The sequence below is a fragment of the Streptomyces sp. G5(2025) genome, assembly GCF_049542075.1.
Lineage (GTDB): Bacteria > Actinomycetota > Actinomycetes > Streptomycetales > Streptomycetaceae > Streptomyces.
On sequence record NZ_JBMUZT010000006.1, the window covers coordinates 2,084,492 to 2,107,476 of the forward strand.

Annotated in this window: 16 protein-coding genes and 3 pseudogenes; 8 read left to right on the top strand and 11 right to left on the bottom strand. The window is 71.9% G+C overall.

What is annotated here, in order from left to right; translation table 11 throughout:
- Window positions 1–46: 46 nt before the first annotated feature.
- On the bottom strand, window positions 47–766 hold the full coding sequence (locus ACOBQB_RS20320) for a hypothetical protein (protein WP_423593591.1): 720 nt from the start codon (window positions 764–766) through the stop codon (window positions 47–49).
- A gap of 84 nt (window positions 767–850) precedes the next feature.
- On the bottom strand, window positions 851–3,853 hold the full coding sequence (locus ACOBQB_RS20325) for a bifunctional [glutamine synthetase] adenylyltransferase/[glutamine synthetase]-adenylyl-L-tyrosine phosphorylase (protein ID WP_423593592.1): 3,003 nt from the start codon (window positions 3,851–3,853) through the stop codon (window positions 851–853).
- A gap of 99 nt (window positions 3,854–3,952) precedes the next feature.
- On the opposite strand from ACOBQB_RS20325, the gene ACOBQB_RS20330 reads away from it, so the two are divergent.
- Window positions 3,953–4,387, top strand: coding sequence for a VOC family protein (locus tag ACOBQB_RS20330; RefSeq protein ID WP_423593593.1), 435 nt, complete (start codon window positions 3,953–3,955; stop codon window positions 4,385–4,387).
- A 120-nt stretch (window positions 4,388–4,507) separates the two neighbouring features.
- Here ACOBQB_RS20330 and ACOBQB_RS20335 read toward each other — a convergent pair whose 3' ends face one another.
- From ACOBQB_RS20335 to ACOBQB_RS20350, 4 genes are all read right to left on the bottom strand, one after another.
- A complete protein-coding gene (locus tag ACOBQB_RS20335; protein ID WP_423593594.1) occupies window positions 4,508–5,257 on the bottom strand; it encodes a helix-turn-helix domain-containing protein in 750 nt (249 codons plus the stop codon).
- 12 nt (window positions 5,258–5,269) lie between these two features.
- Entirely contained in the window at window positions 5,270–5,485 is a 216-nt protein-coding gene (locus tag ACOBQB_RS20340) for a hypothetical protein (protein ID WP_423593595.1), read from the bottom strand.
- A 328-nt stretch (window positions 5,486–5,813) separates the two neighbouring features.
- Window positions 5,814–7,175, bottom strand: a complete 1,362-nt coding sequence (locus tag ACOBQB_RS20345; RefSeq protein WP_030786766.1) for a glutamine synthetase family protein — start codon at window positions 7,173–7,175, stop codon at window positions 5,814–5,816.
- A gap of 578 nt (window positions 7,176–7,753) precedes the next feature.
- Entirely contained in the window at window positions 7,754–8,725 is a 972-nt protein-coding gene (locus ACOBQB_RS20350; RefSeq protein WP_423598612.1) for a hydroxyacid dehydrogenase, read from the bottom strand.
- A 359-nt stretch (window positions 8,726–9,084) separates the two neighbouring features.
- Here ACOBQB_RS20350 and ACOBQB_RS20355 point away from each other — a divergent pair.
- The 4 genes and pseudogenes from ACOBQB_RS20355 to ACOBQB_RS20370 all read left to right on the top strand — a co-directional run bounded on the left by ACOBQB_RS20355 (window position 9,085) and on the right by ACOBQB_RS20370 (window position 13,712).
- A pseudogene (locus ACOBQB_RS20355) lies at window positions 9,085–9,938 on the top strand (ABC transporter permease).
- Window positions 9,939–9,988: 50 nt separating this feature from the next.
- Complete coding sequence (locus ACOBQB_RS20360) at window positions 9,989–10,852, top strand: carbohydrate ABC transporter permease (RefSeq protein WP_423598614.1); 864 nt, start codon at window positions 9,989–9,991, stop codon at window positions 10,850–10,852.
- A gap of 54 nt (window positions 10,853–10,906) precedes the next feature.
- Entirely contained in the window at window positions 10,907–12,553 is a 1,647-nt protein-coding gene (locus ACOBQB_RS20365; protein ID WP_423593596.1) for an extracellular solute-binding protein, read from the top strand.
- 99 nt (window positions 12,554–12,652) lie between these two features.
- Window positions 12,653–13,712, top strand: a pseudogene (locus tag ACOBQB_RS20370) (LacI family DNA-binding transcriptional regulator).
- A 56-nt stretch (window positions 13,713–13,768) separates the two neighbouring features.
- On the opposite strand, the gene ACOBQB_RS20375 reads toward ACOBQB_RS20370, so the two are convergent.
- Window positions 13,769–14,575 carry an alpha/beta fold hydrolase gene (locus ACOBQB_RS20375; RefSeq protein WP_423593597.1) on the bottom strand — a complete coding sequence of 269 codons (807 nt, stop codon included), beginning with the start codon at window positions 14,573–14,575 and terminating at the stop codon, window positions 13,769–13,771.
- A 16-nt stretch (window positions 14,576–14,591) separates the two neighbouring features.
- Window positions 14,592–15,314, bottom strand: a complete 723-nt coding sequence (locus tag ACOBQB_RS20380; protein WP_423593598.1) for a DUF998 domain-containing protein — start codon at window positions 15,312–15,314, stop codon at window positions 14,592–14,594.
- A gap of 215 nt (window positions 15,315–15,529) precedes the next feature.
- Between ACOBQB_RS20380 and ACOBQB_RS20385 the strand changes: the two genes are divergently transcribed.
- From ACOBQB_RS20385 to ACOBQB_RS20395, 3 genes and pseudogenes are all read left to right on the top strand, one after another.
- Complete coding sequence (locus ACOBQB_RS20385; RefSeq protein ID WP_423593599.1) at window positions 15,530–15,970, top strand: DUF6153 family protein; 441 nt, start codon at window positions 15,530–15,532, stop codon at window positions 15,968–15,970.
- A 212-nt stretch (window positions 15,971–16,182) separates the two neighbouring features.
- A pseudogene (locus ACOBQB_RS20390) lies at window positions 16,183–17,798 on the top strand (multicopper oxidase family protein).
- Between the two features lie 97 nt (window positions 17,799–17,895).
- Window positions 17,896–19,656 carry an NAD+ synthase gene (locus tag ACOBQB_RS20395; RefSeq protein ID WP_423593600.1) on the top strand — a complete coding sequence of 587 codons (1,761 nt, stop codon included), beginning with the start codon at window positions 17,896–17,898 and terminating at the stop codon, window positions 19,654–19,656.
- Here ACOBQB_RS20395 and ACOBQB_RS20400 read toward each other — a convergent pair.
- The 3 genes from ACOBQB_RS20400 to ACOBQB_RS20410 all read right to left on the bottom strand — a co-directional run bounded on the left by ACOBQB_RS20400 (window position 19,622) and on the right by ACOBQB_RS20410 (window position 22,960).
- Window positions 19,622–20,917, bottom strand: coding sequence for an MFS transporter (locus ACOBQB_RS20400; RefSeq protein ID WP_423593601.1), 1,296 nt, complete (start codon window positions 20,915–20,917; stop codon window positions 19,622–19,624). The genes ACOBQB_RS20395 and ACOBQB_RS20400 overlap by 35 nt on opposite strands.
- Window positions 20,918–21,050: 133 nt before the next feature.
- On the bottom strand, window positions 21,051–22,079 hold the full coding sequence (locus ACOBQB_RS20405; protein ID WP_423593602.1) for an endonuclease/exonuclease/phosphatase family protein: 1,029 nt from the start codon (window positions 22,077–22,079) through the stop codon (window positions 21,051–21,053).
- A gap of 263 nt (window positions 22,080–22,342) precedes the next feature.
- Window positions 22,343–22,960, bottom strand: coding sequence for a TetR/AcrR family transcriptional regulator (locus ACOBQB_RS20410; protein ID WP_423593603.1), 618 nt, complete (start codon window positions 22,958–22,960; stop codon window positions 22,343–22,345).
- Between the last annotated feature and the right edge of the window lie 25 nt (window positions 22,961–22,985).

Genomic DNA, 22,985 nt, shown 5'->3' on the forward strand with positions numbered 1-22,985 from the left:
TGCGGTGCCTGCTGCCGCATGGCGGCTGTTGATCACCCTTCATTCGTCACTCGATCTCGCGGAAGACGGGACCGGCCGCGTCGAGGATGACCTTCGTGTTCACCCAACGCGGCACGTCACCGTCCACGTCCAGGTACTGGCACCGGTAGCCGGTGTCTTCATCGAGCGTGACCCTCTTGAGAGGCGGGATCCGGTCGCAGCGCAGTTCCTTCGCATGCTCGTGATGCTGGGCCCAGAACCGGCCATGGACCGCCTTGGCCAGCAGTACGCCCGAGTCGGGAGGGAAGACCTGGTAGTCGATCAGCTGGACGGTCCAGGCCCCTCCGCCGGTGACGTCCTCGACCAGCACCTCCCAGACCAGCTCCACGCCTTGGTAGCTGGCAGTGCACAGCGTCCACTCCCCCTTCTTCACCGTGACCTGGCCGCCCTCGCACCTGGTACCGACCTGGGCCCGGATGCCCGCCATGACGAGGGTCTTCTCCCGTATCTCGTCCAGCACCCGCTCGGTGAGCGAGGCGTCGGAACCGGGCGGCGGTGGAAGGCCCATCTCCGACCGTTCCCAGGCGGCGTCGATGAGTGCCGGTTCGGACGAACTGACCACCACCGGCAGCTTCTCGGCCGTTGCCGTGGGGCGGGGAGCGGTGCTGCCGCCCCCGTCGGAGTGCGGCCGGAACGCAAACCCGATCCCGGCCACCGCCAGGCAGGCGACGGCCACCACGAACGCCGCCTCGAAGCGGCTGAGGCCTTCGAAGTACCGCCGGATCACCGGTCCAGCGTATCGGTCCGGCTCAGGACCGGACCCGGGCCGGACCCGGGCCGGACGGGAGAACCGTGAGCTGAACGAGCGCCCCTACGCCCCGTAGAACCTCTCCTCCACCACCGCCCGCGCCCGCCTCGTGATCCGCCGGTAGTCGTCCAGCATGTCGCCGACATGGCCCGCGTCATAGCCCAAGTAGCGGCCCACCGCCGCCAGTTCACGCCCCCCGGAGGGAAACGTGTCGCCCGCCCGGCCGCGCACCAGCATCACCGCGTTCCGCACGCGGGTCGCGAGGACCCAGGCCTCGTCCAGGGTCGCCGCGTCCTGGGCCGGGATCAGGCCCGCGGCGCAGGCGGCGGCCAGGGCCTCGCGGGTGCGGGTCGTGCGCAGGCCCGGTTCGGCCCAGCCGTGCCGCAACTGGAGGAGCTGGACGGTCCATTCGACGTCGGAGAGGCCGCCGCGGCCCAGCTTGGTGTGGAGCGTGGGGTCGGCGCCGCGCGGCATCCGCTCCGCCTCCATGCGGGCCTTCAGGCGGCGGATCTCGCGGACCGCGTCCTCGCCGAGGCCCTCCGCGGGGTAGCGCAGCGGGGCGACCAGGTCGATGAAGGCGCGGCCCAACTCCTCGTCGCCCGCGACCGGTTCGGCCCGCAGCAGCGCCTGCGACTCCCATACCAGGGACCAGCGGCGGTAGTAGGCCCGGTAGGAGCCCAGGGTGCGCACCAGCGGGCCGCTCCTGCCCTCCGGGCGCAGGTCGGCGTCGATGAGCAATGGAGGGTCCGCGGAGGGGAGTTGGAGGAGGCGGCGCATTTCCGCGACCACCTTCGCCGCCGCCTTCGCCGCCTCCTGCTCGTCCGCGCCCTCGCGCGGCTCGTGCACGAACAGGACGTCCGCGTCCGAGCCGTAGGCCAGCTCGTGGCCGCCGAAGCGGCCCATGCCGATGACCGCGAACCGGGTCGGCAGCGTGTCGCCCCAGCCGTCGCGGACCACCGCGCGCAGCGTGCCCGCGATGGTGGCCGCGGTCAGGTCGGAGATCGCGTCGCCCACCCGGTCCACCAGCGCGCCCGGGTCGGCCTCGGCGGGGCTGTCCTCCGTACCGTACGAGCCGATGATGTCCCCCGCGGCGGTACGGAACAGCTCCCGGCGGCGCACCCCGCGCGCCGCCGTCACGGCCTGCTCGGCGCCGTCCGCGCGGCGCACCGCCGCCAGGATCTCCTGCTCCAGATGGGCGCAGCCGCGCGGCACCAGGCCCCGCTGGTCACCGAGGAGGGCGACCGCCTCGGGGGCGCGCAGCAGGAGGTCGGGGGCGAGGCGGCCGGCGGACAGCACGCGGGCGAGGTTCTCCGCCGCGGCCCCCTCGTCGCGCAGCAGCCGCAGGTACCAGGGGGTCTTGCCGAGGGCGTCGGAGACCTGGCGGAAGTTGAGCAGGCCCGCGTCCGGGTCCGCGGAGTCCGCGAACCAGCCGAGCAGGACGGGCAGCAGCGTACGTTGGATGGCCGCCTTGCGGGAGACGCCCGAGGCGAGCGCTTCCAGGTGGCGCAGGGCGCCGCTCGGGTCCGCGTAGCCGAGCGCGACGAGCCGCTCGCGGGCCGCCTCCGTGCTCAAGCGTGCCTCGCCGGGGGCGAGTTGGGCGACGGCGTCGAGCAGCGGGCGGTAGAACAGCTTCTCGTGCAGGCGGCGTACGACGGAGGTGTGCCGCTTCCACGCGCGGTGCAGCTCGGTGATCGGCTCCGTGCGCATCCCGAGGGAGCGGCCGATGCGCCGCAGGTCCGCGTCGCCCTCGGGCACCAGGTGCGTGCGGCGCAGCTTGTACAGCTGGATGCGGTGCTCCAGGGAGCGCAGGAAGCGGTACGCGTCGTCGAGCTGGGCGGCATCCACCCGCCCGACGTAGCCGCCCGCGCCGAGGGCGTCCAGGGCGGCGAGCGTGGACCCGCTGCGGATCGAGGGGTCGCTGCGCCCGTGCACCAACTGGAGCATCTGGACGGCGAACTCGACGTCCCGCAGCCCGCCGGGGCCGAGCTTCAGCTCCCGCTCCACCTCCCCCGCCGGGATGTTCTCGACGACCCTGCGGCGCATCTTCTGCACGTCCGCCACGAAGTTCTCGCGCTCGGCGGCGTGCCAGACCAGCGGCGCGAGTGTGGCGACGTACTCCTCGCCGAGCGCCAGGTCGCCCGCGACGGGGCGGGCCTTGAGCAGCGCCTGGAACTCCCACGTCTTCGCCCAGCGCTGGTAGTAGGCGAGGTGGCTGGAGAGGGTCCGCACCAGCGGGCCGTTCCTGCCCTCGGGGCGGAGGTTGGCGTCGACGGGCCAGATGGTGCCCTCGACGTTCGTCTCGGAGCAGATCCGCATCATGTGCGAGGCGAGGCGCGTCGCGGCCCGCAGCGCCTTGCCCTCGTCCTCGGCACCGGCGCCGTCGGCCGCCTCCGCGACGAAGATGACGTCGACGTCCGAGACGTAGTTCAGCTCGTGGCCGCCGCACTTGCCCATCGCGATGACCGCGAGCCTGCACTGCGCGGCGTCGCCGGGGGCCGCCGCGCACGCCATGGCGAGCGCCGCGCGCAGCGTCGCCGTCGCGAGGTCCGCCAGCTCGGCCGCGGCCTCGGCCACGTCGGTGGTGCCGCACACGTCACGGGCCGCGATGGCCAGCAGACAGCGGCGGTAGGCGACGCGCAGCGACACCGGGTCGGTGGCGTCGGCGAGGCCCCGCTCGAAGTCCGCGACGCCGGGGTGCAGGTCGGCCGACTCGTACGTGGCGAGGGCCCGCCAGTCCCGGGGGTGGCGGGCCAGGTGGTCGGCGAGCGCCTCGGAGGCGCCCATCACACCGAGCAGGCGATCGCGCAGCGGCTTGGCGGTGACGAGGGTGTCGAGCAGTTCCCGCCGACCGGCCTCGTCCTCCTGCGCCTCCACGAGACGTACGAGCCCGAGCAGCGCCAGGTCGGGGTCGGCGGTGGCGCCCAGCGCGTCCAGGAGCAGCGGGTCGGAGCGGACGGCGCTCAGCTCGGCGGCGTCCAGGAGCCGCTCCGCCGCCGACGGGTCGGTGAAACCGTGCCGTAGCAGCCGCGTGAACGTACTGCTTCTGCGGCCTTGCGGCAGCGTCATGGTCTCGCGCCTCCGTTCGATCACTCCTGGGCCCGAGCCTACGGCCTCTCTGCCGTGTTCCGCCCGCGTGGCCCCGCCGCGCCTGATGTACTGCCGGGCATGGAATACACGCTCGAAGTGATCCCGCTGCCCGTGAGCGACATCGACCGATCGAGAGACTTCTACCGCGACAAGCTCGGCTTCCACGTCGACATCGACGCCGAGGTGATGCCGGGCCTGCGCATCGTCCAGCTGACCCCGCCCGGCTCGGGCTGCTCCATCGCCCTGTCCGACACGCTCTGGGACACGATGGACGGCCCGGTGCCGGCCGCGGGTTCCTACCAGGGCCTCCAGCTGTGCGTGGCCGACGCGAAGGCGGCGCACACGGAGCTGACCGCGCGCGGCCTGGACGTCACCGAGCCGGTGCGGCACGCGCCCGGTGACGGCGGCACGTTCATGTACTTCAAGGACCCGGACGGCAACGGCTGGGCGATCCAGGAGTACCGGGTGCGTGCGGCTACACCGCTGCGGGACGCGATCGTCAGCGCCCCGTAAGGGGCGCGGGGCCGCATCGATGTGCGGCTCCGCCGCGTGGGCGCGGGCCGCCCCCCGCGCGGCGGAGCCGCAGACGCGTCTGCGGCCTTTCTCGGGCTGAGCGCGCGGTCCCCCGCGCCCTTACGGGGTCCCCGTGCGCTGCTTCCAGGACCCCGCGAGGGCCGCGTGAGGGTAAGGGAGAAATCGGGGGTGGGTCGCGGAACCGCCACCGGCAGTGGACGCGTTGTCGCCGCGAACGCTTCGACGGCTGCGCGCCGACGCCTCGTGCACACGCGCCAGCCGGCTCCCCTGGCGTTCCATGTCCTGACGTCGCCGCGCACGGTCCCAGGCGTCGCACCATCGCTCCACCTCGACGCCGTCGGTCACCTCGCACACCCGCAGGAAGGCCATGAGCTGTGCGAGGTCGAGCATGGACTTGCCCGCCAGCATCCGCAACACCGTGCTGTGCGGCAGCTCACCGTGGCGGCCGGCCCGGCGTTCCATCTCGTCGACGGGTATCGCGCCCGCCTTGTAGTAGAGCTCTCGCAGCGCGTGGGTCAGCCCGTCCCGGTCGTACACCCGGTCCGGCCCGGGCACACCGGCCGCGGGATTCCTCCGCCGGTGCTCGGCGTAACGAGCGGCCTGCCACAACCGCCGCGCCTCACCGACCGGGGCTCCACAGGCTCGGGCGTACGCCTCCACGACCAGCAAGCGGGGAATCCCGTTCCCGCTCGCGGCGCGGGAGAAGGTGGTGGCGGAGAAGGCGTGCCCGGACGTCTTCGCCATCTCCCGGTGGGTCAGGCCCGCCGCCCGGCGCTGCCTGCGCAGCCACCCCGCGAGCCGCTCCAGGTCCGGGTCGGAGGGGGGAATCGACCGCTCCGGGCGCGCCATGGCCGGCCTCGGTCACAGTCCCTGGGGGGCGGCCGGAGCGCGTCGGGCCAGATGGGCACCGACCAGACCGCACGTCGCCAGGACTTCCGCCACCACGATGACGGGCATTCCGGTGAGCGCCAGTGCGGCGCCCAGTACCAGGACCACGATGACGATGACGGTTCGATGGCCGTCCGGACGGACAGAGGGCTTGGGCGCGCCGCAGGCCGGACGCCGATGTGAGTGCATGAGGTACCTCTGGATCTCGAAGTGCGCGGGTGTCCCACCCGGCTCAGTCACGGACTGTTGTCCAACTGGGCGCCGACGAGCGCCCGTCGGCAACATGGTGGCACCGGATCCCGAAGCTCTCGCGGGGTTGATGCACCGCCGCCCCACTCTCGCGACTGCCACGTGGCTCAGCCGCGATCGGCACTGCTCACAGGTGCTGTTTTACCTGCACGGTCCGGGATCGCCCGGACGTGTGTGCCGCATGACGGGGACAGTTGATGCACCCGCGCCCACCCCGACTAAAAAATTTGGTCCTCCACTCGGGAACCCCACCCGCAGGCCCCCGCGCCTACAGCACCGGCAGGTTCTTCCGCAGCTCGAACGCCGTGACCTCGCTGCGGTACTCCTCCCACTCCTGCTTCTTGTTCCGGAGGAAGAAGTCGTAGACGTGCTCGCCGAGTGTCTCTGCGACCAGTTCCGACTTCTCCATCAGGGCGATCGCCTCGCCGAGGTTCTGGGGGAGGGGTTCGATGCCCATCGCGCGGCGTTCGGCGTCCGAGAGGGCCCATACGTCGTCGTCGGCGCCCGGCGGGAGTTCGTAGCCCTCCTCGATGCCCTTGAGCCCGGCGGCGAGAAGCACCGCGTAGGTCAGGTAGGGGTTGGCGCCCGAGTCGATCGAGCGGACCTCGACGCGCGCCGAGCCGGTCTTGCCCGGCTTGTACATGGGTACGCGGATCAGCGCGGAGCGGTTGTTGTGGCCCCAGCAGATGTACGAGGGGGCCTCGCCGCCCGCGCCCGCCGTGCGCTCGGAGCCGCCCCAGATGCGCTTGTAGGAGTTCACCCACTGGTTGGTGACCGCGGAGATCTCCGCGGCGTGCCGCAGGAGGCCCGCGATGAAGGAGCGGCCGACCTTGGAGAGCTGGTACTCGGCGCCGGACTCGTAGAAGGCGTTGCGGTCGCCCTCGAAGAGGGACAGGTGCGTGTGCATGCCGCTGCCGGGGTGCTCGGAGAACGGCTTCGGCATGAAGGTGGCCTGGACGCCCTGCTCCAGCGCGACCTGCTTCATGACCAGGCGGAACGTCATGATGTTGTCGGCCGTGGAGAGCGCGTCCGCGTACCGCAGGTCGATCTCCTGCTGGCCCGGCGCGCCCTCGTGGTGGCTGAACTCGACCGAGATGCCCATGGATTCGAGCATCGTGATGGCCTGGCGGCGGAAGTCCATGCCCACGTTCTGCGGGGTGTGGTCGAAGTAGCCGGAGTTGTCGGCGGGCGTCGGCCGCGAGCCGTCCAGCGGCTTGTCCTTCAGGAGGAAGAACTCGATCTCGGGGTGGGTGTAGAAGGTGAAGCCGAGGTCGGAGGTCTTGGCGAGGGCGCGCTTCAGTACGTAGCGCGGGTCCGCGAAGGAGGGGGAACCGTCCGGCATCAGGATGTCGCAGAACATGCGGGCGGTGCCGGGGGCCTCCGCGCGCCAGGGCAGCACCTGGAACGTCGACGGGTCCGGCTTGGCGATCATGTCCGACTCGTACACCCGGGCGAATCCCTCGATCGCCGAGCCGTCGAAGCCGATGCCCTCGTCGAAGGCCTGCTCCAGCTCGGCCGGGGCCACGGCCACCGACTTCAGGAAGCCGAGGACGTCCGTGAACCACAGGCGTACGAACCGGATGTCGCGCTCCTCCAACGTACGGAGCACGAATTCCTGCTGCTTGTCCATCTTCCGATTCCACCCATCCTTGCTGGTCAGACCATCCTTGCTGGTCAGGCCGCCTGCTCCCGCGCCATGTGACACCCCGGGCACACGAGCATCCCACTACCCGGTTTCGAACGTGTTGCAGGTCCGTGCCGCCGCGTGCCGAGCCGTGGCGCGTGCCGCTCTGTGCCCATAGTGCCTGCTGATCGGCCGCTCTGTAACAGCGGGCCGCAGCGGGCTTGAGGGCGGGCCACCCATGCGGGGCAGCCGGCGAACGTCTCCCGGCTCGGCTGGGTCCGGCCGCGTCTGCGGTTCGTCGGGTGGCGGGGCCGCGGCGGTATGTCCGTCCTCGCTATCTTGGCGTCGGCGCCCCGCCGCTTCGGCGCCCGGCGTCGCACCACTGTGCTCCGGGCGAACATACCGCCACGTCCCCTCAGGTCTCGCTCACGACTGCGGACCGGTGGGCCACCGTGTTTACGCCCCTACGGGACCGCGGCACCGCCGGATGACGGGCGGGTGGGAGATGTCCTTGCGGGGCGCCCGCCGGCGTACAGAGGCAACCCCCGCCCCCACGCCCGCCGGGGAACAACCTCCCCGCGCCGTCAGGCCAGCCGCCCCAGCTCCTCCCGGCGGAGCCGCCCACGCAGCGGCTCCCCAGCGACGTAACGCTCGACCTCGGCGACCGCGTACTCCCCGAGCCGCCGCACCTCGCTCCCCTGCGCCCCGGCGATGTGCGGCGTGACGAGGACGTTCGGGAGGCGCAGCAGGGCGTGCCCCGCGGGCAGCGGCTCGGGGTCCGTGACGTCCAGGAACGCGTCGAGGCGGCCCGTGCCGCACTCCCGGGCCAGCGCCTCCGTGTCGACGAGTGAGCCCCGGGCCGTGTTGATGACGCAGCCGCCGTCCGGGATCAGCCTCAGCATGGCCTCGCTCAACAGGCCGCGCGTCGCCGGGAGTTGCGGCGCGTGCACCGTGACGATGGCGCTGCGGGCGCACAGCTCGGGGAGCGGGGACAGCTCCGCGCCGAGCGACGCCGCCTCGGCGGGTGTCACGTAGGGGTCCGTGAGGAGTACGCGATACCCCGCGTCGGAGGCCCGCAGCGCGGCGATCACGCGCCGCCCGATGCGGGATGCGCCGATGACGCCGACGGTGCGCGCGTCGGCCCCGGTGCGCTCGGAGAACGGCGGCCACCCGGCGGCATACCCCGCCGCCGTCCGCAACGCCCCCTTGGCCGCGAACGTGATCGCCGCCAGGGTGAACGCCACCACCGGGCCCGCGTTGGCGTCCGCCGCCGAGGAGACGACGATGCCCCGCTCCCACACCGCCTCCGTCACCAGCGACTTGACCGACCCCGCCGCGTGCACGACCGCCCGCAGCCGGGGCGCGTACGCCAGGACCTCGGGCGTCAGCGGCGGGCACTCCCACCCCGTGACCAGGATCTCCGTCCCGGCGAGCACCTCCCGTGACGCGGCGCCGGTGAGCGGACCGGCCAGCACGCCGGGCGCCAACTCCACGCACGCGCCGAGCCGTTCACGAAGTGCCGGAGCGAAGACCTGGGCCGCGACGTCCGCGCCCATCGCCAGGGCCGTGAACGGCGGGCCACCGGCCCGCTCCGCCTGCTGTGCCTGATCTGCCACGCGTGACCGTCCCTCGTAGTAACCGGTTACTCACCAGCGCCTGGAGGCTAGGGCCGATCCGCCAGACCGGTCAAGAGAACACTCGTCAAAGGGGGTTGACCAAGGACAGTAACCGCTTTAGATTCCGGGCACCTTATTCCGACGACGGAAGGGTTGCCGTGCCGACGGTGACGAAGAACCGGGCGGAAACCGAGGCGGTGAAGCCGCTCGGCAGGCGTGACAGCGGGTCAAGTGGGCGGAAGTCGGGGCGTGGTGAACTGTGGAAGCGGTTACTGCGTACCCGCTTCCTGGTCCTGCTCATGGTGCCGGGACTGGTGTACTTCCTGGTCTTCCACTACGGCGCCTTCATCGCCAACGCGGTGGCCTTCAAGGAGTACGTACCCTTCGACGGCCTGTGGGCCAGCCCCTGGGTCGGCACGGCGAATTTCGAGCGGATGTTCGGCGATCCGGACTTCTGGCACGCGACGTGGAACACCCTGTTCATCGCCGTGCTCCAGCTCGTCTTCTTCTTCCCTGCGCCGCTCGCGCTCGCCCTGCTCCTGCACAGCCTGACCTCGGACCTGCTGCGCCGCTTCACGCAGTCGGTGATCTATCTGCCGCACTTCCTGTCGTGGGTCGTCGTGGTCGCGCTGTTCCAGCAAGTGCTGAGTGACACGGGCCTGTTGAACACCTTCCTGAGCGACTCCGGGCTGCACACCGTCGACATCATCGGCAACCCGGACGCGTACAAGCCGCTCGTCGTGTTCGAGGTGATCTGGAAGGACGCCGGGTGGGGACCATCATCTTCCTCGCCGCGCTGATGCAGGTAGACGAACAGTTGTACGAGGCGTCGGCGATCGACGGGGCCGGTCCCTGGCGCCGCTTCTGGCACGTCACGCTGCCCGGCATCCGGCCCGTCATCATCCTGCTGCTGATCATGCGGCTCGGCGACATCCTCTCCGTCGGCTTCGAACAGATGCTGCTGCAACGGCAGTCGGTCGGGCCGGAGGTCGGCGAGGTCCTCGACACCTTCGTGTTCTGGCAGGGCATCGTCGGCGGCGACACCGGATACGCGGCGGCCGCCGGCCTGTTCAAGGGCGTCGTCGGCGCGGCGCTCGTCTTCGCCGCCAACCGGGTCGCCCACCGGCTCGGCGAGCAGGGGGTCTACAAGTGAGCCTTCGACAAGTGCGGGTGAGTACCGGACAGGACACTCGGCCCGCCTGGATGGAGAAGCCGAGGTTCGCGACGAAGGCCGCCAAGGCCGTGGCGGTCGTGATCGTGCTCGCGCTCGTCCTGGTCCCCTTCCTCGTCATCGTCTCGACGTCGCTGGCCTCCAACCGCGAGGTCGTGGACAACGGCGGCTGGGTGCTGTGGCCGAGCGATCCCACGCTGCGCGCCTACCGCACCATCCTCAGCGGCGGCATCGTCACCAAGGCGCTGGGCGTGAGCGTGGCCCTCACCGTCGTGGGCACCCTGTTCTCCCTGGCGTGCACCACCTTCCTCGCGTACGCCCTCGCCCGCCCCGGCGTCTTCGGCGGCAGGCCCGTGCTCCTGCTCATCCTCTTCACCTTCCTCTTCCCGCCCGGCATGATCCCCGCGTTCCTGCTGGTCAAGGGCATGGGGATGATGGACACGTACGCCGCGCTCGTGGCGCCCGTCCTCATCAACGTCTTCAATCTGATCGTGCTGCGCGGCTTCTTCCAGGGCATACCGGAGGAGCTGTACGAGGCGGCCCGGCTCGACGGCGCGGGCGACTGGCACATCCTGTGGCGCATCGTGCTCCCGCTCTCCAAGGCGGCCCTCGCCGTGGTCTCCCTCTTCTACGCCGTGAGCTACTGGAACGCCTGGTTCCATGCCTCGATCTACATGGAGTCGGACCACTGGCCGCTCTCCCAGGTGCTCCGTACGTACGTCATCGGTGGCTCACAGATCGCCGACACGGGCCTGAGCGAGGCCGGCCTGGTCTCCGCCCCGCAGACGACGCAGATGGCCGTCCTGGTGATCGCCACCGTGCCGATCCTGGTCGTCTACCCCTTCCTCCAGAGGTACTTCACCAAGGGCGTGCTCACCGGCGCCATCAAGAGCTGACCCCCCGTGTATCACCGACGTACAGAAGGGCTCATCCCCGTGTCCGGATCCTCGATGTCACGGTGCACCCTGCTGCGCTCCATAGCCGTCGGCGGCGCCGCCCTGGCCGCCCCGTCCGTCCTCACCGCCTGCTCGACCGGCTCCAGCGGCGGCGGCAACGTCTCCAACGCGGGCAAGAAGGCCGTGCCCTGGCCCACGTACACGCCCGCCGACGGCCCCGCCCCCGACCTGGCGCCGACCAAGGAGGGCGTACAGGCCGGATACACGAAGTACCCCGAGCAACTCGTCAGGGCGATGGCCGAGAAGCCGGGCGACGGCAGGCAGAAGATCCGGGTCCTGACCATCACCTACGGCACCCCGCCGAAGCCGGTCGGCCGCAATAGGTACTGGCAGGCGGTGAACGACGCCCTGGGCGTGGAGATCGAGTTCACCGTCGTGCCGGACGCGGACTTCCGCGCCAAGATGTCCACGCTGATGTCGGGCGACGACCTGCCCGACATGATCAGCTTCGGTGGCGGGTACGTGCTGCCGAGGGAGTCGCAGTTCGTGAAGGCGCGCTGCGCCGACCTGAGCGAGCACCTGTCCGGCGACGCCGTCAAGGACTACCCCCACCTCGCCAACATCCCTACGTACGCGTGGGAGGGCATGGGTCGCATCGCCGGGCGCATCTACGGACTGCCGGTCGAGCGCGCCAAGGTGCACGGCGCCATGTTCATCAACCGCGAGGCCTTCGACAAGGCCGGCTACCGGCCCGGCATGTCCGCCCCCGACTTCCGCGCGATGGCGAAGGAGGCCACCCGGGGCAAGCAGTTCGCCCTCGGCGCGTCCACGGTGGGCTTCTTCGGGTACCTCTACCACGCCATGTGGCACGGCGCGCCCAACCAGTGGCAGATCAAGAACGGCAAGGCCACCGACATGTACGGGACCGACGCGTTCAAGGCCGCCCTGGAGTACATGGCCGGGCTGCGCCAGGACGGCTCGTACAACCCCGACGCCACCTCGATCTCCCAGGTCGACCTGAAGACGCAGTTCCACAACGGGACGGTCCGCTCGATGACGGACGGCTGGGGTGCCGTCATGTCCAACGCCCAGGGCATCAAGGATGAGTTCACGCTCGACGTCGCCGAGCCGTACGCGGTCAGCGGAGTCGGCGGGGGCACCCCCGTCTACCAGCAGAACCGCGGCTGCTTCGGCTACACCGTCATCAAGAAGGCCTCCAAGGAGCGCGTCAAGCTGATGCTGCGCGTACTGAACTGGCTCGCCTCGCCGTTCGGCACCAAGGAGTACGAGCTGATGCACTACGGCATCGAGGGCACCCACTTCCGGTACGACAAGGCGGGCGATCCGGTCGCCACCGAGCTGGGCCTCGTCGACTCACGCACCAACCTGCCCTTCCCGTACCTCATGGACGCGCCCCAACCCCTGTACTACCCGGGCTTCCCCGACCTCACGAAACGGCTGCACGCCTGGCAGAAGAAGGTCGTGCCGCTGCTGGTGCCCGACGACCACTGGGGCCTGATGTCGGACACGTACAACCGGCAGAGCGCCACGATGGACCAGATCATCACGGACGGCGTCACGGCGGTCGTCGCCGGGCGCAAGAAGCTCTCCGACTGGGACGGCATCTACAAGAAGTGGCGGTCCCAGGGCGGCGAGCGCTCCGCCGAGGAGTTCCTGAAGGAGTACGAGGCCGCGCACTGAGCCGGAGGCGGTGCGCGGGATGATGGGTCCGGGGCGGGGCTGCCGGGGGCAGCGGCGACCGCGCCTCGGGCCGGTGGGGTTGCCGAGTGAGGGAGACACATGGGAGAACGGGTCACCATCCGCGACGTGGCCGCGCGCGCGGGCGTCTCGGTAGCGACCGTCTCGCGGGTCCTGGCGGGCAACTACCCGACGTCCACGGCGTCGCGCGCCAAGGTGCTGCGAGCGGTCAAGGACCTGGACTACGTGGCCAACGCGCACGCGCGCGCGTTGGCGGGCGCCGGGCGCAAGACGATAGCCGTGCTCATGTACGACGTGGTGGGCGCCTTCTACGCGCAGGTCGCCCAGGGCGTGGAGATGGAGGCCGCCCAGCACGGCCAGGCTCACCCTCGTCTCCTCCACGGGCAGTGACACGGCCCGCGAGCTGGCTCTGGTCCAGATGATGCGCGAACAGGCCGCCGAGGCCGTGGTGCTGGTGGGCGGGGTCACGCAGGACGACGAGTACCGCCAGCGGATGGCGCGCTACGCCGAGGTCCTCGCGGCTGCGGGCTCCCGGCTCATCCTGTGCGGCCGCCCCGCCCCGGCGCCCGACGTGCCCGCGCTCGTCGTCGAGTACGACAACGAAGCGGGCGCCCACGCCGTCACCAGCCACCTCCTGGGCGCCGGCCACCGGCGGATCGCGCTGATCGGCTACCAGCCGGGGAACACCACCGGAGAGGACCGCCTCGCCGGGTACCTCCGGGCGCTCGCCGACCACGGGGTGGAGTGCGACGAGGCCCTGCTCCACGGGGTCGGCTTCGGGCAGAACCACGGCTACCGGGCGATGCGGGACCTGCTGGAGCGGGCGGACGGAAAACCGGACTTCACGGCGGTCTTCGCGGGGGACGACCGGGCCGCGGCGGCGGCGATCATCGCGCTGCGGGAGTACGGGCTGCGGGTGCCGCGGGACATGTCCGTGGTCGGCTACAACGACGACCCCGTGGCCGGGGACATCACCCCCGGTCTGACGACGGTCCACATCCCCGCCGAGGAGATGGGCCGCACGGCGGTCCGCCGCGCCCTGTCCGGCGCGCCGCGCACAGGCCAGGAACGGCATCTGCTGGGCACGCACATCGTGATCCGGGAGAGTGTGCGGGCGGTTCGGGGGGTTGCGGGGGGCTGAGCGGTGGATGTGACTGCGGGCCGTGGGGGCTGAACTCGCAGGGCCCCCGCGCGCCTTCAGGGGCAGGACACATCGCCCCCGAGGATCGCCGCCGCCACGTCCGCAGGGCGGTCCCGCATCACCAGGTGCCCGGCGGGCGCGGCCACCCGGAAGGTCCCGCCGAGACGTGAGGCCAGCCCCCGCTGGCGTCCGAGCCACTCCCCCGAGCCCCGCGCGTAAGCGGCGAGCACCGTCACCGGCACCCCGCCGGGCAACGGCACGACCCGCCGCAGCTCCGCCAGCTCCACGGCCACGTCGCCGTACGTCACGTACTCCATGAGCGCCGCCCGCCATACCCTCCCCGTCCCGTACACCCCCGCCCAGGGACTCGGCGCCGTCAGCCTCCGCAGTACCGGCCCCGCCGCCCGCGGCACCCCCGCCGCGCACAGAACCGCCCCGCACGCGCGCGTGCCCGCCACCCGCGCCCCGCGAGGCACCCGCACCCGTGGCCGCTCCTCGACACTGGAGTCGACCAGGACGAGCCCCGACGTCCGCTCCGGATACAGCCGCGCGAACGCCTCCGCGTGGAACCCGGCGAGCGAGTGCCCCACCACCGTGGCCCGCTCCCCGCCGAGGCCCACCGCGTCCAGCACCCGCAGGACGCGTTCCGCCTCGCCCCGCAAAGTGGGCGCCACGCGCGCGTGCCCGCTCAGTCCGAGCCCGGGGCGGTCGAAGCGGACGACGGTCCGGTGCGGCGCGAGCAGCGGCACGACCGGGTCCCAGTCGAACCAGCCGAGCCCGAGCCCGGCGCTGAGCACACACACCGGCCCGCTCCCCGTCACCTCGACGTGGTGCGGCACTCCATCGATGCGTAGGAAGGTCATGCGCCGCATACGAAGGTCATCCGCGCCGCTCGGCCGAGGACGCGGCGGCGGCCAGGGACCACGCGAGGACCACGGTCCAGGCCGCGATGAACAGCACCTGGAGCCGCTGCCCGACCCCGAGCGCCCACGTCCCGCGCCCCGCCTCGAACGCGGCGACGGAGGCCAGCGTCCACGCCGTGGCGGCCAGTTCGAGGACGACGAGGGCCGGGCCGGTGCGGGCCAGGGCGGGCCACGCCCCCGCACCGCGCCGCGCCGCGACAGTGAGCAGCACCATGCCGAGCAGTGCCCCGCCGATCGCGAGGGCGCTGCTGAAGGCGTGCGCGGAGTGCGTCCAGGGGACGGTGCCCGCCGCCTCCCGCGCGGCGCACGCGGCGTCGGCGGTCGGCGCGCAGCTCAGCGGCAGCCGGGAGTCGACCGCCGTGGCGGCCCCGTACAGCGCGAGCCCGGTCCAGCCCGCCGTGGTCCACCCCCGGCGCGGCAGCCGCACCAGCGCGCCCACCGCCGCCGCGAGGACGAGGAGTCCCGCCAGCAGGTCCGCGGTGCGGAAGAACGTGCCGTACGGCTGGTCCTCGGCGGCGAGTTCGCTGACGTACGTCTGGCGGGGTGACAGGCCGGTCGGCAGGAACGCCTCGAACGTCCAGGTGGTGTACAGGAGCGCGCCGAGCAGGAGGAGGCCCGAGAGGGCGAGGCGGGGCCGCCGTGGGCCGCCGGCCTGCTGCCGCGTGGGCTGTGAGGGCATGGGGGCGGCCGCCGTCGTGGAGGGGGAGCTCGGAGGGCTCATGCTAGGCCGCCGGTCGTGGCGGCCGGTGGTCCGGGTGGATCCATCCCGGTTCGCGGAAGGGGGCCGGTGCCGATCCGCTCCGGTTCGTCGTCCGTAGGCGTCATGCGTTCATGATCGAGGCGGGGGCGGGAGCCCGCATGTCGCCCCATACCCGGCGGGGGTAGGGTTCGCCCATGGCGAGGACGAGGAAGCGCACGGGGCACGGGCAGTTGCTGCTGCTCGCCGCGCTGCTCCTCGGGATCGTCACCATGCATACGTTGGGGCATCCTTCGGGAGAGCATCCCTCGGCGGCGCACACCTCGGGCGGACACGGGGCAAGCCATGGGGCCGCGTCACATCGGAGCCCGGGCCCGGACATGGTTCTGGAGCTGAAGTCGGAGTCGCCGCCGCAGGACGGAGCGGCGGGCATGGGCATGGATCCGCTCTCCGTCTGCCTCGCGGTGCTGGGGGCCCTCACGCTCGTCCTGCTGCTGTGGCTGCTGGTGCGGGCGGGGCTGTCGCGGCCGGGCGGGACGCTCGCCCGCGCCCCCACGACCGGCCGCCCGAATGCCCCGCGGCCGGAGGCGCCGCCGCCCCGCGTCCCGCTCTCCCGTCTGTCGGTGCTGCGCATTTAGGCCGCGCACCGGCTGCTTCGCGCTGCCCGGAGAACTCGTGGGGTTCCGGTGGGAACCCAGGGGTGTCGAGCGGTGTATCAGAAGCAGCGGATGCGCCCATTCGCACGCACCACCATGACGAGGTGTCACCCGACGATGCACGAGCACCACGAAGAGCACTCCGACCACCACCAGCACGCCGAGCCGCGGCGTGCTCCCTCCGCCGCCGGGCTCTGCTGGGCGCGGCGGCCGCGGCCACGGCCGCCGTCGCCGGTTCGGGACTCCTGACGGCCTGTTCCGGCTCCGGCTCGGGCGGCGGCCATGGCGGCGGTCACGGCGGCAGCGCCGGGTCCGGCGGCTCCGGCGGCTCCGGTCCCAAGGGCTATGTGGACCCCGCGGGCCCCGAGGTCGCGGCCGCCGAGAAGAAGCGGGGCCGGGGCGGCCAGGTCCGTGAAGTGAAGCTGACGGCCATGGAGACCGGGCTCGACCTCGGCGGCCCGGAGGTCCGCACGTGGGCGTACGGGGACGGGCTGCCCGGCAAGGAAATCCGCGTCACCGCGGGCGACACCCTCGCCCTGACCCTCGCCAACCACCTCCCGGAGGCCACCTCCCTGCACTGGCACGGCATCGCCCTGCGCAACGACATGGACGGCGTCCCCGGCCTCACCCAGCGGGACATCAAGCCCGGCGCGGACTTCACCTACCGCTTCACGGTGCCGGACCCGGGGACGTACTGGTTCCATCCGCACTCCGGCACCCAGCAGGACCGCGGGCTGTACGCCCCCTTGATCGTCGAGGACCCGAAGGAACCGCTGAAGTACGACAAGGAGTGGGTGGTCGTCCTGGACGACTGGGTCGACGGAGTGGACGGCTCGACCCCGGACGGCGTGCTCGCGGAACTGAGCAAGGGCATGGCCGACCACGACATGGGCGGCGGCATGGACCACGGCGGCCACGGCATGTCGCACGCGGCGGCGCGCTCCGAGCCGTCCCCGAAGCCGAAGCGGTCCGCCGGGCCCTCGCGGATGATGATGGGCGCCAAGAGCGACCTCCTCGGGGGCGACGCGGGCGACGTCGCGTACCCGCACTACCTGGTCAACGGCCGTGCGGCGGAGGCACCCTCCGTGTTCCGCGCCCGCCCCGGTGACCGCATCCGCCTGCGCATCATCAACGCCGGCGGTGACACGGCGTTCCGCGTGGCGCTCGGCGGCCACGAGATGACGGTGACGCACACCGACGGCTTCCCCGTGGAGCACGCGAAGACGGACGCGCTGCTGCTCGGCATGGGCGAGCGGTACGACGTCCTGGTCACCGCCAAGGACGGCGCGTTCCCGCTGACCGCGGTGGCCGAGGGCAAGAAGGCGGCGGCCCTCGCGGTGCTGCGCACGGGCGGCGGGGCCGCGCCGTCCGCGTCGGCCCGCCCCAAGGAGCTGACGGGCCGCCTCCTGACGGCGGACAAGCTCCGGGCGGCCGAGTCCGTCGCCCTGCCGTCCCGCAAGCCGGACCGCACGATCAGGCTCCGCCTGACGGGCGGCATGGCGAAGTACGACTGGGCCTTCGACAAGAAGCCCTACTCCCCGACCGGCGCCATCCGCTGCGCGCGGGCGAGCGGGTCCGCCTGATCTTCGCCAACTCCACGTCGATGTGGCACCCGGTACACCTGCACGGCCACACCTTCGCCCTGGCGAACGTGGCGCGCGGCCCCCGCAAGGACACCGCGATCATCCTGCCGAACGGCACGCTGACGGTGGACTTCGAGGCGGACAACCCGGGCCTGTGGATGGTCCACTGCCACAACGTCTACCACTCGGAGGCAGGGATGATGACGGTCCTGGGGTATCGGGCCTGACGGCGTTCAGGGGGCGCCCCACCCGGATCACCGCGTCCGGGTGGGGCGGCTCCCGCCCGGCAGGGCATCGCGTCGCTCTGACGATTACACTGGGCGCGTGCCTCAACTACGTCTCGCCCTGAACCAGATCGACTCCACCGTCGGCGATCTCGCCGGTAACGCCGAGGCGATCGTCCGCTGGACCCGGCACTCCGCCGAGCAGGGGGCGCATCTCGTCGCGTTCCCTGAGATGGCGCTGACCGGGTATCCCGTGGAGGACCTCGCCCTGCGGTCGTCCTTCGTCCAGGCCTCGCGGGACGCGCTGCACGCGCTCGCCGCCCGGCTGGACGACGAGGGCTTCGGCGAGCTGCCCGTCGTCGTCGGCTACCTCGACCGCACCGAGGAGGCCAAGCCCCGCTACGGCCAGCCCGCGGGCGCGCCGCGCAACGCCGGCGCCGTGCTGCACCGGGGCGAGGTCGCGCTGACCTTCTCCAAACACCACCTGCCCAACTACGGCGTGTTCGACGAGTTCCGCTACTTCGTGCCGGGCGAGACCCTGCCGGTCGTGCGGGTGCACGGCGTCGATGTCGCCCTCGCCATCTGCGAGGACCTCTGGCAGGACGGCGGCCGCGTGCCGGCGACCCGCAGCGCGGGGGCGGGCCTGCTGCTCTCCATCAACGCCTCGCCGTACGAGCAGAACAAGGACGACCAGCGACTGGAGCTCGTGCGCAAGCGGGCGCAGGAGGCGGGCTGCACCACCGCGTACCTCGCGATGATCGGCGGCCAGGACGAGCTGGTCTTCGACGGTGACTCGATCGTCGTCGACAAGGACGGCGAAGTCATCGCGCGGGCGCCGCAGTTCGCGGAGGGCTGCGTCGTCCTGGACCTCGACCTGCCCGCCGCCGCGCCCGTCCCGCCGTCCGGCGTCGTCGACGACGGGCTGCGCGTCGAGCACGTCACGGTCTCCGAGGAGCCCCTGCCCGCGTACGAGGCGGAGCTCACCGGCGGGTACGCCGAGCGGCTCGACGACGACGAGGAGGTGTACTCGGCGCTGGTCGTGGGCCTGCGCGCGTACGCCGCGAAGAACGGCTTCAGCAGCGTCCTGATCGGGCTGTCCGGCGGCATCGACTCGGCGCTCACCGCCGCCATCGCCTGCGACGCGCTGGGCGCGCGGAACGTGTACGGGGTGGCCATGCCGTCCCGTTACTCCTCCGAGCACTCCATCGGCGACGCGGAGGAGCTGGCGCGCCGCACGGGGCTCAACTTCCGCACCGTGCCGATCGCCCCGATGTTCGATGCCTACATGGGCTCACTCGGGCTCACCGGGCTCGCCGAGGAGAACCTCCAGTCGCGTCTGCGCGGCACGATGCTGATGGCGATCTCCAACCAGGAGGGGCACATCGTGCTCGCGCCCGGCAACAAGTCGGAGCTGGCGGTGGGCTACTCCACGCTGTACGGCGACTCCGTGGGCGCGTACGGCCCCATCAAGGACGTCTACAAGACGGCGATCTTCCGCCTCGCCCGGTGGCGCAACCGCGCGGCGCGGGAGCGCGGGCAGACGCCGCCCATTCCGGAGAACTCCATCAGCAAGCCGCCGAGCGCGGAGCTGCGCCCCGATCAGGTCGACACGGACTCGCTCCCCGACTATCCGGTCCTCGACGGCATCCTTGAGCTCTACGTCGACCGGGACCAGGGCGCCGACGCGATCGTGGCCGCGGGCTTCGATCGGGAGTTGGTCACGAAGACGCTGCGGATGGTGGACACGGCGGAGTACAAGCGCCGCCAGTATCCGCCGGGCACGAAGATCTCCGCGAAGGGCTTCGGCAAGGACCGCCGCCTCCCCATCACCAGCCTCTGGCGCGAGACCGCCTCCGGCTGAGGTCAGCAGCCCCGGCCACAGCGCGCCGCCCGCCCTCGGGAACCGTCAGCGGTGAGACGGTTCCCGGGGGTGGGCCGGCCGAGGCCACCAAGCGCGCCGGTGCCGATGTCGGCGTGGCGCGGCGGTCGACCGCGTAGGCCGCTGTGGCGACCGCGACGCCGAGGACCGCGAGGACCGCGCCCGTCAGCGCCGGTGACGTCACGCCGAAGCCCGCCGCCAGGGCGAGGCCGCCGATCCAGGCGCCGCCCGCGTTGGCGAGGTTGAATGCCGCCTGGTTGGCGGAGGAGGCCAGGGACGGGGCCGCCGACGCCTTCTCCATGACCATGAGCTGGAGCGGCGAGCCCGTGGTGAACGCCGCCATGCCGAGCAGCATGACCGCAAGCGCCGCGCTCCACGCGCTGCTCATGAGCAGCGGGAAGAGGGCGAGGATCACGGCCAGCGCGGTGAGGCCGCCGAAGAGCGTCCCCCGCAGGGAGTGGTCCGCGAGACGGCCGCCGAGGAGGTTGCCCGCGGTGGCGCCCACACCGAACAGCGCGAGCAGCACCGTAACGCTGGATTCGGCGTAGCCCGCCGCGTCCGTCAGCATCGGCGTGATGTAGCTGTACGCCGAGAAGAGCGCGCCGAAGCCCGCGACGGTCGTGCCGAGCGCCAGCCATACCGGCACGCCGCGCAGCGCCCGCAGCTCGCCGCGCAGGCCCACCGCGTCGCCGTGGCCGTGGTCGGCCGGGACCAGGAGCGCGAGCGCGGCGATGGCGACGAGGCCGATCGCGCTGACCGCGAGGAACGTGGCGCGCCAGCCGAGCTGCTGCCCCATGGCGGTGGCGACCGGCACGCCGACGATGTTGGCGACGGTCAGGCCGAGGAACATGAGCGAGACCGAGCGGGCCTTGCGCTCCGGGGCGACGAGCCCGGTGGCGACGACCGCGCCGACGCCGAAGAAGGCACCGTGCGGCAGTCCGCTCAGGAAGCGCGCGGCCAGCAGCGACGTGTTGTCGGGGGCGACGGCGGACAGGGCGTTGCCCACGACGAACAGCACCATCAGGCCGATGAGCACCCGGCGGCGCGGCAGCTTCGCGGTGACGGCGGCGAGCAGCGGGGCGCCGATGACGACGCCGAGCGCGTACGCGGAGACGAGGTGTCCGGCGGTGGGGATGGATATGTGCAGGTCGTCCGCGACGTTGGGCAGCAGGCCCATCATCACGAACTCGGTCGTGCCGATGCCGAAGGCGCCCACGGCGAGGGCGAGCAGGGCCAGGGGCATGAAGAAGTACCTTCCACAGAAACGAGGGGGGAGAGCGAGGGGGAATCCGTAAGTTTACGTACGGAACAAAGTCGCGCGCACCCAGTATTCCGTGAGGTGTACTCCGTGAGGTCAAGAACGAACCACGCGGACGTTACGAGGAGAGGTCCACCCGGGCCGCGATCGGCAGGTGGTCGCTGCTCGTCTCCGGGAGCGTCCAGGAGGAGACCGGCTCGACGTTCTTCACCATGATCTGGTCGATGCGCGCCATCGGGAACGACGCGGGCCAGGTGAAGCCGAAGCCGTCGCCCGCCGCGCCCTGAGTGGAGCGCATCTGGGAGGTGACGGCGTTCAGCGCGCGGTCGTTCATGGTGCCGTTGAGGTCACCGAGGAGGATGACCTTGTCGAGCTGCTCGTCGGCGATGGCCTCACCGAGCGCGTCGGCGCTGTTGTCGCGCTGGTTGGCGGTGAAGCCCGCGTCGAGCTTGACGCGCACCGACGGCAGGTGCGCGACGTAGACGGCGACGCCGCCCTTGGGGGTCTCGACCGTCGTACGCATCGCGCGGACCCAGCCCAGCTTGATGTCGACGGGCTTCGTGTCGGAGAGCGGGTACTTGCTCCACAGCCCGACGGTGCCCTCCACCGCGTGGTACTTGTACTGCCGCGACAGCGCCTTCTCGTACGTGGGGACGGCGTCGGCGGTCAGTTCCTCCAGGGCGATCACGTCGGCGCCGGACGCGGCGACGTCCTGGGCGGTGCCGGTCGGATCGGCGTTGTCCGCGTTGACGTTGTGCGTGGCCACCGTGAGGTCGCCGCCCGTGCCCGACTTGTCGCTGATCAGGCCGCCGAACGAGTTCAGCCAGATGATCACCGGCAGCAGCAGCGCGATCAGCGCGGCGGCGGACTTGCGGACCACCGCGACGACGAGCAGCACCGGGATGAAGACGCCGAGCCACGGCAGGAAGGTCTCGGTCAGGCTGCCGAGGTTGCCGACGTCGTTGGGGATCTGCGCGTGGAAGAGCATCACCAGCGCGATGAGCACCGCGGCCCCCGCGGTGACGAGCCCGCGCTTCCAGATGCCCGGGTCGCCGCGCCAGCCGTCGAGCAGGCGCCGGAACCGGGACCCCGGACGCTCGGGCTCCGAGCCGTCGCTGCCCGTCTCCGTCATATACGCCTGCGCCATGCCTTCGTCGCCTCACTGCCTGCCGTACACACCGTCGGTCCGCCCCTGAAACCCTAGGGGATGAACGGTGTCGTCCCTGCCGTCCACGACGGCCGTACAGGCACCATGACGATCAGGGCGGCGCGACAGGTTCCTGAACAGCGCGCGAGAGCGGGTGCTGTGACGAAACGCGCATACTCTCGCGGGCCCCGGCGAGCCGTCAGTCCGGCGAGCCATCGGTTCCGCGAGCCGTCAGTCCGGCGAGCCATCGGCCCCGCGAGCCGTCAGCCCTGGGGCCGCAGGCCCTCCAGGGCGGTGTCGACGATCCGTACGGCGAGGTCGTCGTCGAGGGGCGCGTCGGGCCGCATGACCGTGCGCACCAGCATCGGCCCGACCAGCAGGTCGTTGGCCATCTCGATGTCCACGTCGGCACGCAGCTCGCCGCCCGCGACGCCCCGCCGCAGCACTTCGTAGGTGGCGCGGCGACGGGGCTCGACGACAGTGGTGTGGTACGCCGCCCAGAGCTTGGGCAGGGCCTTCATCTGCGCGAAGACGTTGTGCAGCAGGGCCGACGAACGCATGTTCAGGCCGCGCCTGCGCAGGCCCTCCAGGAGGCAGACGAGGTCGTCGCGCATCGAGGTGCCGGGCAGCTCGGGGTCCGGCTCCTCGAAGACGCGCAGCACGTCGACGAAGAGGGCCTCCTTGCCGTCCCAGCGCCGGTAGATGGTCGCCTTGCCGACGCCCGCGGTCCGGGCGATGCGCTCGATGGACAGTTCGGTGAGCGGCACGCCCTCCTCCAGGAGCCGCACCACCCCCTCGATGATGGCCTGCTCCACGGCCTCGCTCCGGGGGCGGCCCCGGGGGGCCTTCGTGTGTGCGTCCCCCTTGGCGATGTGGACCACGTCGTCTCCGTCTCTCCGCGCCGGC